This is a genomic window from Melissospora conviva, assembly GCF_049523535.1.
Taxonomy (GTDB): domain Bacteria; phylum Actinomycetota; class Actinomycetes; order Mycobacteriales; family Micromonosporaceae; genus Melissospora; species Melissospora conviva.
Window position 1 is genome coordinate 1 of the sequence record NZ_JBLLDT010000013.1, and the last position, 12,447, is coordinate 12,447.

General features: G+C 69.4%; 13 protein-coding genes and 1 tRNA gene. 9 read left to right on the forward strand and 5 right to left on the reverse strand.

The window, feature by feature from the left end; genetic code table 11:
- Positions 1 to 193 precede the first annotated feature (193 nt).
- A complete protein-coding gene (locus tag ACK8GG_RS20665; RefSeq protein ID WP_440353600.1) occupies positions 194 to 511 on the forward strand; it encodes a hypothetical protein in 318 nt (105 codons plus the stop codon).
- Positions 512 to 1,018: 507 nt separating this feature from the next.
- Positions 1,019 to 1,948 carry a hypothetical protein gene (locus ACK8GG_RS20670; protein WP_440353601.1) on the forward strand — a complete coding sequence of 310 codons (930 nt, stop codon included), beginning with the start codon at positions 1,019 to 1,021 and terminating at the stop codon, positions 1,946 to 1,948.
- 320 nt (positions 1,949 to 2,268) lie between these two features.
- Here the strand turns inward: ACK8GG_RS20670 and ACK8GG_RS20675 are convergent, their stop codons facing one another.
- Complete coding sequence (locus tag ACK8GG_RS20675) at positions 2,269 to 2,880, reverse strand: TetR/AcrR family transcriptional regulator (RefSeq protein WP_440357039.1); 612 nt, start codon at positions 2,878 to 2,880, stop codon at positions 2,269 to 2,271.
- A 91-nt stretch (positions 2,881 to 2,971) separates the two neighbouring features.
- Here ACK8GG_RS20675 and ACK8GG_RS20680 point away from each other — a divergent pair, with 91 nt between their 5' ends.
- On the forward strand, positions 2,972 to 3,706 hold the full coding sequence (locus tag ACK8GG_RS20680; RefSeq protein WP_440357040.1) for an SDR family NAD(P)-dependent oxidoreductase: 735 nt from the start codon (positions 2,972 to 2,974) through the stop codon (positions 3,704 to 3,706).
- Positions 3,707 to 3,803: 97 nt separating this feature from the next.
- Here ACK8GG_RS20680 and ACK8GG_RS20685 read toward each other — a convergent pair whose 3' ends face one another.
- A complete protein-coding gene (locus tag ACK8GG_RS20685) occupies positions 3,804 to 4,343 on the reverse strand; it encodes a mycothiol transferase (RefSeq protein ID WP_440353604.1) in 540 nt (179 codons plus the stop codon).
- A 68-nt stretch (positions 4,344 to 4,411) separates the two neighbouring features.
- A complete protein-coding gene (locus tag ACK8GG_RS20690; protein WP_440357041.1) occupies positions 4,412 to 4,798 on the reverse strand; it encodes a DoxX family protein in 387 nt (128 codons plus the stop codon).
- 153 nt (positions 4,799 to 4,951) lie between these two features.
- Here ACK8GG_RS20690 and ACK8GG_RS20695 point away from each other — a divergent pair, with 153 nt between their 5' ends.
- A complete protein-coding gene (locus ACK8GG_RS20695) occupies positions 4,952 to 5,881 on the forward strand; it encodes an RNA polymerase sigma-70 factor (RefSeq protein WP_440353606.1) in 930 nt (309 codons plus the stop codon).
- 102 nt (positions 5,882 to 5,983) lie between these two features.
- On the opposite strand, the gene ACK8GG_RS20700 is transcribed toward ACK8GG_RS20695, so the two are convergent.
- Positions 5,984 to 7,180, reverse strand: coding sequence for a M14 family zinc carboxypeptidase (locus tag ACK8GG_RS20700; protein ID WP_440357042.1), 1,197 nt, complete (start codon positions 7,178 to 7,180; stop codon positions 5,984 to 5,986).
- A 266-nt stretch (positions 7,181 to 7,446) separates the two neighbouring features.
- Here ACK8GG_RS20700 and ACK8GG_RS20705 point away from each other — a divergent pair, with 266 nt between their 5' ends.
- The 5 genes from ACK8GG_RS20705 to ACK8GG_RS20725 all read left to right on the forward strand — a co-directional run bounded on the left by ACK8GG_RS20705 (position 7,447) and on the right by ACK8GG_RS20725 (position 11,256).
- On the forward strand, positions 7,447 to 8,505 hold the full coding sequence (locus ACK8GG_RS20705) for an HpcH/HpaI aldolase/citrate lyase family protein (RefSeq protein WP_440357043.1): 1,059 nt from the start codon (positions 7,447 to 7,449) through the stop codon (positions 8,503 to 8,505).
- Positions 8,506 to 8,507: 2 nt separating this feature from the next.
- Entirely contained in the window at positions 8,508 to 9,395 is an 888-nt protein-coding gene (locus ACK8GG_RS20710) for an HpcH/HpaI aldolase/citrate lyase family protein (RefSeq protein ID WP_440357044.1), read from the forward strand.
- A gap of 297 nt (positions 9,396 to 9,692) precedes the next feature.
- Positions 9,693 to 10,901 carry a glycosyltransferase family 2 protein gene (locus tag ACK8GG_RS20715; protein ID WP_440357045.1) on the forward strand — a complete coding sequence of 403 codons (1,209 nt, stop codon included), beginning with the start codon at positions 9,693 to 9,695 and terminating at the stop codon, positions 10,899 to 10,901.
- A 12-nt stretch (positions 10,902 to 10,913) separates the two neighbouring features.
- A complete protein-coding gene (locus ACK8GG_RS20720) occupies positions 10,914 to 11,051 on the forward strand; it encodes a hypothetical protein (RefSeq protein WP_440350196.1) in 138 nt (45 codons plus the stop codon).
- Between the two features lie 132 nt (positions 11,052 to 11,183).
- Positions 11,184 to 11,256 (forward strand) — tRNA-Gly (locus ACK8GG_RS20725).
- A 132-nt stretch (positions 11,257 to 11,388) separates the two neighbouring features.
- Here the strand turns inward: ACK8GG_RS20725 and ACK8GG_RS20730 are convergent.
- Positions 11,389 to 12,417: a hypothetical protein gene (locus tag ACK8GG_RS20730; protein WP_440353613.1), complete on the reverse strand. Its 1,029-nt coding sequence runs from the start codon at positions 12,415 to 12,417 to the stop codon at positions 11,389 to 11,391.
- Positions 12,418 to 12,447 lie beyond the last annotated feature (30 nt).

Here is a 12,447-nt window from a genome sequence, read left to right on the forward strand (position 1 = left end):
ACGGCCGTGGACTGTTCCAGCAGTTCCCGGCTGGCAGGACAGCAGGTCAGGGAGCCGCGTTTGTTGCCTGGGGGTCAAGGAGTCCGAGGTGACGTCACAACGCGCAGGAGCCGTGCGCGACCATGGGCGTGTGCCGACGGACGATGCTCTCCCGAGCCAGACACGACGCCCACTCAGCGAGGCTGAGCGTGCGGTGATCGAGCGTCTGCTCGCTTCGCCGTTTCCCGGCAGTGACGAGCTGCTGGCGCAACTGAGGCATACCACGGTTGACGGTGGATGCCATTGCGGCTGCGCGACGGTCAACCTGTCAGTTGACCGAGCGGGAGCGGCGCCCGCCCCGGTCATCTCGGCGGCACCCGTCTCGGCGGATATCAGCGACGGCGACACCTACACCGGTGTCGTCCTGCTTGTAAACAGCGGATTCCTGTCGTGCCTGGAGGTCTACTCCATCGATGAACCTGTCCGAAGGCTGCCACCGCCCCACGCCATCTGGCCCCGCCCAGCGGCGTGAGCCGACAAGCCCGAGGCGTCGGACTGCTGGGTGACCAACTGGGCGACGATCGACACGAGTGACGATGGACGACCGTGGACACTGGCGGACCGTTCGGGCGGGCCAGCCTTGACGTTTGCTCAGCTCATCGGCCCGTGATCGATCCTTCGGAAGCGACAGGTCCTGTGGATGGAGTCTGCCTTCTAAGTGGTCCATGCAAAGCTGTTGGCTTTGGCGAGGTTCCTCCTCTGCTATGCCGACCACGGCTGCGGCGGGTGGGGTGGGACAGACAGCGGGCCACCAACGCAGGGTGTCGACACTGGAGACCTCCGCAGGGCTACACCGCGGTCGGCCTCCGTCATCTTGCAAGCGCCGCAGGGCAAGGTGCCACAACAAGAGTTATGCGACCGGCCTCCGGGGCCTGGGTGTCCGACTGAGTAACACCACGAGAACAGGCGGGACGCCTGGCGTACGAATCGGTGGGCTCAGGGCTGTTGTTTCAGGTCGATCACAGGTACAACGGGCGGCGTGGAAAACCATGAAGGGTCGCTTGAAGCGAACCTCGAATACCTCCGTTCCAGTCGCGCCGATTTCGGGTGGGACCGGAGACGCGTTCTCTGGCGTCTCACCGATCACGGCATGGAGTTGGTGCCTCGACTGCGGCAGATCCGTCGTGAGGGTCCCGGTCGGCTTCGGGCGGCTGCGCTCGAGGTCCTGGTCGCGATCGGGGGTGAGGCGGTGCTGGACGAGGCAGACATGGCGGCAGCGGAACGGCTCATCCGTGTCAAAGCGCCCTCCGAGACGCCCATAGGAATCGACGCATGCGTAACCTTCTGGATCTGCGTGCGCGGTGGTGATCAGCAAGGGGTCATGAGTTCCCTAGGTCTCACCGCGCTGCGGCCGGCGACGTTCGCGCTCGGGGAGAGCGTTGTGGTCGGCGATGCCCATGGCGATGAGAGCGGCCTGGTCTTCGTCACGCCGGAACTCAATGGCTGGACCGCAGTGGTCGGTCTCTGGTGCGACCCCTTTGTCGACGAGCGGCGCGAGGAGATCCGAGCGCTCGTCGAGGAACTGAGCGAGAGGTACGACGAAGCTCATGCTTACTACTTCAGCTCGCAAGGCGACGGGTCGGCCTGGCTGATCGCGCGGAACGGCCGCACCGTTCGGCGATACATCGAGTGGTCGGCCGCCATGGCCCTCGGCGAACCGCTGCCGATCGAGCGCCAGTACCTCGACCAGTTGGGGATCAGGGGCAATCCTGAAGACCACCACGAGAGCGACGACGACTTGCTCGGAGATTTCCACCTCGAGTGCGACGCCACCACCGTGGCAGCTGCGATGAGCATCGACGTGGTCTCGAGCATGTCCACCGAGTGGGTGGTGCGTGGAACCGGGCAGCTGGCTCTTGTGCCGGGCGCATCAACAACCGGTATTCCACCAGGACCGCACCGGATTTGATCTGGATCGAGGAGCGACAGCTTTGACAGGACCACGACGAGCTTCGCGGCCGGCTTTCGCCTCCGCTGTTTCTTGGTGGCCATCGATCAAGGCAATCCTTCCCTGGCGGCCCTCCGTGCGCGTGCTGAGACGGTCCGACTGGTTCAGTGATAACTGGCGATACGCGGGCCTGGTGCTTGTGTCGCTTCTGGTCGTAGCGGGAGCGGTTCTGCCGAGCCTGATCTTCCGCAGAGCGCGTCGCCGCATGAGCGTGAGGACGGCATTGAGCCGGCCGGCAGGTCTTTGCGTTGCTGAAGACCTGCCAGCCGGGCCGGCTGTCGTCAGACCTGGGGTGGCCAGGTGTGCAGGATCGCCTCGACGACCTGCTCCAGCTCTTCACGGCTGGTGCCGCCGGCGGCCTGGACGGCGAGGCCGTTCGTCACGGTCATGACGTAGCGGGCGAGCAGCCCGGCGTCGGTCCCCTCGGGCAGATCGCCCTCGTCGACGGCTCGTTGGAACCGCTCGCGCAGCATTGAGCAGCCGCTCTCCCGCCAGGCCGCCAGGAGGTCCCGCGCCCGACGCCCCTGGTCGCCGGTGGCGATGCCACCCTGGATGCCGAGGCAGCCGTGGGGGTCGCCGGGGCGGGTGGCCGTCCGGACCGCGCCGTGCAGGAACGCCGTGACCACCTCCTGCGCCGTCGGTTCGGCCAGGGCGCGGTTCACGTACGCGGCGGGGCCTTCGGTGTAGCGCTCCAGGGCCTTGCGGAAGAGCTCGTCCTTGTTGCCGAAGGCCGCGTACATGCTGGGGCGGTTGATGCCCATGGCGCTGGTCAGGTCGGCCAGCGAGGCGCCCTCGTAGCCCTTCTCCCAGAAGACCCGTACGGCGCGTTCGAGCGCCTCGTCGGCGTCGAAGCCGCGCGGCCTGCCGATCGGTGCCTTCTGGCTGGTGTCCATGCGATCAGCCTACCCTTCTGTACCGCTCGGTTTGGAACTGCTACTGTCTGATTCAGTACCAACCGATACAGAAATCTGGGGAGTCACTGTCATGGGGCAATTCGAAGGCAAGACCGCCGTCATCACCGGCGGAAGCACCGGGATCGGGCTGGCCACCGCCGTGCGGCTGGCGGAGCAGGGCGCGTACGTGTTCATCACCGGCCGGCGCAAGACCGAGCTGGACGCCGCCGTCGAGACCATCGGTGCGGCGTCGGTGACCGCGGTGCAGGGCGACGTGTCGGTCCCGGCCGACCTGGACCGGCTCTACGACGCGGTCCGCGGCCGGGGGCAGGGTGTCAACGTGCTCTTCGCCAACGCCGCCGTCGCCTCCTTCGCGACGCTTGCCGAGACCACCGAGGAGCACCTCGACGAGATCTTCGGCATCAACGTTCGGGGCGTGGTCTTCACCGTGCAGAAGGCGCTGCCGCTGCTCAACAATGGCGCGTCGGTCATCCTGAACGCCTCCACCAACGCCGAGCGCGGCGACGCGGCGTTCGGCGCGTACGGGGCCTCCAAGGCGGCGGTGCGGTCCTTCGCGCGTACCTGGGCCGGCGAGCTCATCGGCCGCGGCATCCGGGTCAACGCCGTCTCGCCCGGCCCGACCGAGACCCCGGGCCTCAACGGCGTCGTCGGCGACGCCAAGGCGGACCTGGCCGCATCGCTCCCGATCGGCCGGATCGGACGCGTGGAGGAGGCCGTCGCGGTCGTGGAGTTCCTCGCCTCCGAGCGGAGCAGCTTCGTGCTCGGCGCCAACTTCTATGTCGACGGCGGCTCGAACCAGGTCTGAGCCGTCCGCGGTGGCGTGCGGGCTGCTCCGCACGCCACCGCGTTCTTCCCTGGCGTTCGCCTTGCTGGCGCCCCGCTACGACCGGCCGGGCGATGCGTCACCGTGCGGGCAGATCACGCCCCTCGGTCATCAGCTCGACGGTGATGTCGAGGTGGCCGGCGTGGCGGGCGTACTCGGCAAGGACGTGGAAGCAGATCCACTCCAGCGTCGGCGGCTCCGACGTGAACCGGCCGCCCACCCGTCCCGCCTCGTGCAGATCGTGGGTGCGCAACACCTCCCGGGTACGTTCGCCCTGCGCCCGCAGCCGTTCGGCGATCTGCTCGGCCGTCACCCCGTCCGGCACCCGCCAGCGGGCGTCGGGATCGGCGTCCGGGTCGTCGACGTTCCAGTCGCCGAAGGGGTCGGCGGGCTTCTCGGCGAGGAAGCCCCAGACGAACCAGCGCTGCTCCATGTGGAGCAGGTGGTTCAGCAGCTCCAACGGCGTCCAGCCGGACGGCACCTTCGAGGTGCGCTGCTGGTCGTACGGGAGCGAGGTCACCGCCTCGATGCACTCCTCCCGTACCCAGTCCAGGTAGCCGGACCAGCGGGGCGCGCCGGCGTCGCCGGCCTTCGGTGGTTCTCCCGGATTGGCGTTCACTCGATTGTCTTCATTGATCACCGTTCACTAATAGCACGGGTGCTTGGGGCGGTCGATCGCTTTCGTGGTCAGCCGCCGAACGGCGCCAGGCTGAACCGGCCCCAGGCCACGAAGGCCGCGAGCGCGAGGAAGAACAGATCGGCCGGGACGATCCGCCACTCCCGGCGCATGATCCGCACGGTCGCCGCGCCGGTCATGAGCAGCACCAGCCCCAGGGCGGCCAGCGGCACCAGCACCGGCGCGATGTCGAGCACGGCGGGCAGGACCAGCCCCGCAGCGGCCAGGATCTTGACCACGCCGAGCGCCTTGATGAACCCGGCGTCGAAGCTGTCGACGTAGTGCTGACCTGCGCCGATCGCGCGGAACCGCTCCTTGGAGAGCAGGAGCATGGCGAGACCACCGCCCAGATAACCGATCGCCAGCAGACCGGCCACCACCCACAGTGTCGTATTCATCGATTTCTCCTTGCCTTGTCCGGCTGCTCTTCGGTAGTCAGGACGAGACGGCGGCCGGCGCCGTGACATCGCCCGCCGATGTCACAGCGCGGCGCGGTGCGTCGTCACAGGGACATGCGGACACCAGACGACGTACGGCAGGAAGAGCACTCCATGACGCAGGCGCAGGAGTTCGAGGCGCTGCGACCGCTGCTCTTCTCGGTCGCGTACCGGATCCTCGGCAGCGTCAGCGAGGCCGAGGACGCGGTGCAGGAGACCTGGCTGCGTTACGCGGCGACCAGCGTGCGGCCGGAGTCGCTGAAGGCGTACCTCTGCACCGTCGTCACCCGGATCTCGATCGACGTGCTGCGTTCGGCGCGGGTGCGCCGCGAGACGTACGTCGGGCCGTGGTTTCCCGAACCGCTGCCGACCGATCCGGTCGCCGCCCAAGGTGACCCGGAGCGCGCCGTGGAGCTGGCGGAGTCGGTGTCGGTGGCGGCGCTGCTCCTGCTGGAGCGGCTCAGCCCGCTGGAGCGGGCGGTCTTCGTGCTCCGCGAGGTCTTCGGGTTCGATTTCGCCGAGGTGGCCGCGGCGGTGGGGCGGACGGAGGCGGCCTGCCGGCAGCTCGCCGTACGGGCCCGCCGGCACATGCGCGAGCAGCGGCCCCGTTTCGAGGCCGACCGGCGCAAGCGGACAGAGCTCGCCGACCGGTTCTTCGCCGCCGTGCACGACGGCGACGTGACGCGGCTGACCGCGCTCCTCACCGCCGAAGTGGCGACCCTCAACGACGGCGGCGGCACGGCCGGCGGAAAGGGCGGCGTCTTCACCGCCGCCAAAGCCGCCCGCTACCTCGTCGCGATGGTGCCGCCGCTGCTGGCGTCCGGCGCGACGCTGGAGCGGACCGAACTCAACGGCCACCCCGGGGCGATCCTGCGCGGCGCCGACGGCACCGTCGTCGGCACCTGGACCCTGGAGATCGGTGACGGGCGGATCCGGGCGATCCACTCGGTGACCAACCCGGCCAAGCTGCGCCACCTCGGCCCCACGGGCGACCTGCGCGCGGTGCTGCGGCAGCGGGGAAAGACACCACGCCGGCCGGGCTGACCCACCCGTGCCACGCCCGGAGCCTGCGCCCGAAGACCGCGCGGGAAGACCGCACGGGGAAGGCCGTGCCCCGTCGGGGACACGGCCTTCCGATGACGGAGCTCAGCCGCGCGGGACGTTCATCCGCTCGGGGATCGACTCGTACCGCTCGGGGTCGATCTGGTCGAGGGTGCCGTCGGTGATCGAGTCGAGGAGGCCGGTCAGGCCGGTCCCGATCTGCTTGGTGAGCATCCCGTGCTGCTTCTGCCCCCAGGACTGGGTCTGGCCGCGCGTCTCGAAGAGGATCGTGGCGCTGCCGCGGAGCGCGAACGAGCCGAGCGCCGTACCGGGCAGGTTGGTGTTCTGCGGGTAGCGCGTCACCTTGCTCTGCGGCGAGTTCCCCGACTGGAGCGCCTCGTAGACGGCGACGTTGACCCGGCGGGAGGCGTCGTAGTCGAACTTCGGCCAGTTGCCGTGCTGCGCCGGGTCGGTGATGAAGCGCCCGGAGATGGAGAGGGTGGTGAAGTCGTCCATCCCCTCACCGGTGTAGCAGGCGGCCTGGTTGTGCAGGTCGACGAAGACGTCGACGGTGCCGAACTCCCGCTCCAGCGCCCGGTAGACGTCCCGGGTGGTCTGCGCCTCCGGGGTGACGTACCAGCCGACGGAGGCGCTGTTGCCGGGGAAGTCCGCCGCCTGCGGCACGTAGTCCAGGTCGGGGTGGAAGTCGCGGTTGACGTCGAAGCCGCCGACCCGGGAGTTGTAGTTCCACGCCGGGCGGGCCCCCGCCAGCTGCGGGAAGTCGGCCACGGTCGCCTCCCAGCTCTGGGCGTTCGCCCGCTGGTCCAGCTCCCCGCCATCCGGGTTGATCTTCGGTACGGCCACCACGGTCACCGCCCGGCGGATCGCCTGCGAGCGCGGCGAGTTGTTGCCGAGCGTACGGAGCAGGTCGAGGAGCGCGGCCGTACCGTGCATCTCGTTGCCGTGGATCTGGCTCTGGATCAGCACCACGGTGTCGCCCTCGCCGACCCGGGCGGTGAAGATCTCCCGTCCCTGGTGCGAGTAGCCGGCCACGTCGACGTCCACCACACCGCCGCTGCTGTGCTCGATCTGCTCCAGGCTGCGCCGCAGTTCGGCGTGGCTGATGAAGCCCTGCACCGACTTGCCGCCGGTCTCGGTGCCGCAGTGCGATTCGAGCGGGTTGGCCAGCGCCGGGCTGCCCAGGACGGCAGCCCCCGCCCCGGGTACGGCCAGCAGGGCGGCCGTTGCGGCGGCGAGCCGGCGCCGGCCGCGGGCTGAGATGGATGTGACGGGTCCGCGCACAGTCTGCCTCCGGTGGCGTGGGGGATGCATTGATCGCGACTCAACCAGCCCCACTGACGACCGTCAATAGCGCCGCCATGGCGTGCGAGGGCGGCTCTGGCCCTGCGCGCACCACGGTGGCAGGGTGGCCCGCAAGCCCTCCGGCAGAGGGATCCCTCACGGGGACAGCCGTCGTTACTGTCGAGTAATGTCGCGGTCAACCGATACGTAACCGGTCCGAAACCCGTACTCGGCGCAGCGGACCGGCGGAGGAGACAGGGGAGCACGTGCGGTCACCTAAAGACTTCTTCCAGCCACTGGCGGTCGGGGCGCCCGCGCCGCTGCGGGAGATTCCGGTCCGTCCGTCGCGGATGATCCACTTCTTCGATCCGAGCAACGAGAAGATGGCCGCCAAGGTTCCCGGCCTGGTCGGCAAGCTCGACGTGCTGCTCGGCAATCTCGAGGACGGCGTCCAGAGCGACCGCAAGGAAGCCGCCCGCGACGGGCTGGTCAAGATCGCCCAGAACACCGAGTTCGGGCAGACCCAGCTCTGGACCCGCATCAACAGCCTCGACTCCCCCTGGGGCCTGGACGACCTGCTCACCCTGATCCCGGCCATCGGCGACAAGCTCGACGTCGTGATGGTGCCCAAGGTCGAGGGCCCGCAGGACATCCACTACGTCGACCGGCTGCTGGCGCAACTGGAGGCGAAGGCCGGCCTGACCCGGCCGATCCTCATCCACGCGATCCTGGAGACGGCGACCGGTGTCGCCAACGTCGAGGAGATCGCCGGCGCCAGCCCGCGCATGCAGGGCCTCTCGCTCGGCCCGGCCGACCTCGCCGCCAGCCGCCGGATGAAGACCACCCGCGTCGGCGGCGGCCACCCCGGCTACCTGGTCCGCACCGACCCGGTCGGGGACGACCTGCACGCCGGGCGTACGACCTCGCAGCAGGACCTGTGGCACTACACCCTGGCGCGGATGGTCGACGCCTGCGTGGCGAACGGGATCCTGCCCTACTACGGCCCGTTCGGCGACATCCGTGACGTGGTGGCCTGTGAGGACCAGTTCCGCAACGCCTTCCTGCTCGGCTGCGTCGGCACCTGGACGCTGCACCCGGTGCAGATCGACATCGCCCGCAAGGTCTTCTCGCCCGCCCCGGAGGAGGTCCGCTGGGCCCGGCGGGTCCTCGCCGCGATGGGTGACGGCACCGGCGCGGTGATGCTCGACGGCAAGATGCAGGACGACGCCACCGTCAAGCAGTGCCGCGTCGTCGTCGGCCTCGCCGACCTGCTCGCCGCCCGCGACCCGGAGCTCGCCGAGGCGTACGCCGCGGAGGAGGAGTGACCATGAGCGCCGACGAGATGCTCCGTCCCCGCCGGTCCGTGCTCTACATGCCCGGTGCCAACGCCCGGGCGCTGGAGAAGGCGAAGACCCTCCCGGCCGACGCGCTGATCCTCGACCTGGAGGACGCGGTCGCCCCCGACGCCAAGGTCGAGGCCCGGGCGCGGGTCTGCGAGGCCGCCGCCTCCGGTGAGTACGGCAACCGCGAGGTGACCATCCGGGTCAACGGCATCGGCACCGAGTGGCACGACGAGGACCTGCGGGCCGCAGCCAAGGCCGGACCGGCCGCGGTGGTTGTACCGAAGATCGGGTCCGCCGACGAGGTGCTGGCGGTGGTCCGGGCCCTGGAGGCCGCGGGCGCGCCGGCGCATACCAAGGTCTGGGCGATGATCGAGACGCCGGGCGCGCTCCTGCGCGCCGAATCGATCGCCGCCGCCCACGAGCGCCTCACCGGCCTGGTGATGGGGACCAACGACCTGGTCAAGGAGCTGCGCGCGCAGCGGGTGCCGGACCGCTCGCCGATGCTGACCAGCCTCTCGATCGCGATCCTCGCCGCCCGCGCCGCCGGGAAGCTGATCTTCGACGGCGTCTACAACGACGTCAAGGACCTCGACGGGTACGAGGCGGAGGTCCGTCAGGGCCGGGCGATGGGCTTCGACGGCAAGACTCTGATCCATCCCGGTCAGATCGCCCTCTGCAACGAGATCTTCAGCCCCGGCGAGGCCGAGATCGCGCACGCGCGCCGGGTCATCGAGGCGTTCGAGCAGGCGCAGCGGGAGAAGCTCGGCGTGGCGACGGTCGACGGCCGCATGATCGAGAACCTGCACGTGGAGGAGGCCCGGCGGGTCCTGGCGATCGCCGACGCGATCGCCGCCGCCGACGCGACGAGGTAGCAGGTCACGGCCGCGTCCAGCACGCCGGCCGAGATGCGTGAACGGTATTTCAGGGGCCGTCCGGGGATGAACCGGACGGCCCTTGATCCGTTCGGCCACTGTCATGCCTGGCCGCCGGGCTGACATCGGTGGCCAGTTGGTCATCTCCGGCTGGACACCAGGCGTGACCAGCCCCGCGACGGTGATCACATTTCGGCCTCTCGGCCGCTGACTGACGTGAGGAATGATCACTTACGGTCCTCGCAGTCGGGCGAATCCCCTCCACCGCCCTGTCACCTGCGAGGAGCAGCCAGCCGGATGTTGCGGGTCTTCCTTGCCCTCCTCGTGGGCCTCAGCGCGCTGTTTCTCCTCTCGATCGTCGTCGCCTTCGTCTACGGGTTGGTCCGTCCGGAGAAGGTGCGGCAGGCGAAACGCAAAGCCGACGCCGGACCGCGGTACGGGCCGGTCCGCCGCGACCAGGTCGCCATCCTCATCGCCTGCCGCAACGGCAGCGGCACCATCGGCGCCTCCGTCACCGCCGCCCGGCGTACCGGGGCGAACGTCTACGTCGTCTCCGACGCCTCCAGCGACGACACCGTCGACCAGGCGCTCCGGGCCGGCGCGGCGGTGCTCGAACTGACCGACAACGTCGGCAAACCGGCTGCCCTGAACCTCGGGTACGTCCGCTTCGGGCTCGGCGTCTATTACCGCGCGATCGTGATCCTGGACGACGACGTGACAGTCGCCGAGGACTTCGTCGAGGTGTCACTGGCGCAGCTGACAGACCGGACCGCGATCGTCGTCGGGCACAACGTGACCTGGTGGCCGCAGGAGCGGCGCTGGAACGTCTGGCTGGCCAAGCGCGCCTACAGCTACTGGAACTACCAGATCTTCATCCGGCGGGTGCAGAGCTACTTCAACGTCATGAACTGCATCTCCGGCTCGAACTCCCTCTACCGCACCGAACTGCTGGACATCCTGTTGCCGCAGCAGCCGCCCTACATCGTCGATGACACGTACTGGGTGCTGGAGACCCACCGGCGAGGGCTCGGCGAGGTCGTCTACGCCCCCCACGCGGTGGCGCAGCTGCAGGACCCGACGAACCTGCGCGACTGGTACAAGCAGAACCTGCGCTGGCTCTGGGGCACCTTCCAGGGGATCATCGGCCACCGGGTCGGGCGCCAGGTCAGCCGCTTCGACTACGCGTACGTGCTGCTGATGCTGCACTGGGTGCTCTACGTCCTCGGCATGCCGCTCACCATCGCCCTGCTCGCCGGCGCCGGACCCGGCCTGCTTCCCGGGGTGCTGCTCCTCCTGGCCGGCCACGGCATCTGGGTCTCGCTGGCGGCGTGGCGGCTGCGCCGTCCGCAGCTGGTGCTCCTCATCCCGGCGATCCTCTTCGCCGACATGGTCTACCGGGTGATCTTCGTGCACGCCCTCGTGAAGGCGATCCGCGAACCGACCGTGGACCGGTGCGTCTGGGACTCCCCGGAGCGCATCAGGGTCCCCGAACCGACCCCTGTGTGAGGAGGTGAAGATATGTCAGCCAGCCAGGATCTCCCGGTCACCGGGGCGCCGGCCGCCGCCGTCGGCCTGATCGGAGCACTCTCGCTCGCGATCGGCGCGGTACTGGTCGCCGTTGCCCAGTGGGGCGCGAAGCTGCGACCCGGCAACTGATGCCGGCGGTGGGCGCATTCCGGCCTCGCGCGAGCGCGAATGCGCCCGCCGTTGCGACAGCGGCGGACCCCTGCCGCCGTCGTAGGAGATCATCGGGTAGAGTTCGACGAGTCGGTGGGCGACCACCGACGTGCGGACGTAGCGCAGCTGGTAGCGCATCACCTTGCCAAGGTGAGGGTCGCGAGTTCGAATCTCGTCGTCCGCTCAGATTTCTCCCCCAGGCCACCGCCTTCTGCCGGTGGCCTGTTCTGTATCCGGCCACCGGTTGTTGCCGGGTCGCCTCTTCGTGCGCTGTCGTGCGGAACCGGCCGGTCCCGCACGACAGCGCCGTCGGGATCTAGGAGAAGAGCCGGCCGATCGAGTGGATGATCTCGGCGTAGAAGTTGCCCTCGATGCTGCGGAACAGCGCGAAGTCCTGGTCGGGGCTGCCGAAGAACGGACGCAGGGTCCAGGCGAGCTGGGTGCCGACGAAGCCGAAGAGCACGATCCAGACGTAGAGCAGGGTCATGCTGGCGGGTCGTTCGGCGGGTTGGGGCCGGGCGACCGGTCCGGTCCGGTACCCCGGCGGGAACGCGTAGCCGGGCGGCGGCATCGGGGCGGCGATCTGCGCCGGGACCGGGACCGAGGCAGGTGCCAGGGCTGGAGCTGGGGCGGGTGCCGGGGTGGGGCCTGGCTGCGCCGGGGCGGCACCCTCCGGCACGGCGACCGGGGCCGTGACGACGCCGTTGGCCGGGACCGCGGCCTGAGCCGGGATGGCCACCTGAGCCGGGGCGGCCACCTGCGCGGGAGCAGCGTGTGCCGGGGCCATGACCTGCTCCGGGGTGGCCGCCTGAGCCGGGACGGCAGCCGGCCTCGGAGCGGCGGTCAGTAGGCCGCGGGTGTGCAGTTCCTGCATGCCGCCGGTGAGAAAGCGCAGCCCGATCAGCGCCGACAGGCCCAGGATCGCCACGTTGAGCAGCTTGAAGAACGAGTAGTCCGGCGCGGTGATCAGGAAGAAGAGGCTGATCGGAGCGAACGCCACCGCCAGCATCGCGATGACCGTGATGGCGACCATCACCATCGCCACCGCCTGCTTCAGCGACAGCCGGGCACCGAAGACCAGGTTGAGGAAGTACAGCGTCGGCAGACAGATCGCCAGGGTGATCAGGAAGAGCAGCGGGAGCTTGATCGCGGAGGTCAGCGACATCAGCACGCTGTGGAAAGCGCCGAGCACCGCGCCGTAGCAGGCGAGCGCGATCGCGGAGCTGATCAGCATCTGACCGCTGAGCCTGCCGAGGTCCCGTTCCTCGGCGACCTGTGCCCAGATGCCCTGCCGATCTCGCAGGATCCGTTCGATGATCAGCAGGCTGGAGCCGTTCGCGGCCATGAAGTGGTGCCTTTCCTCTGCGGGGGCGAC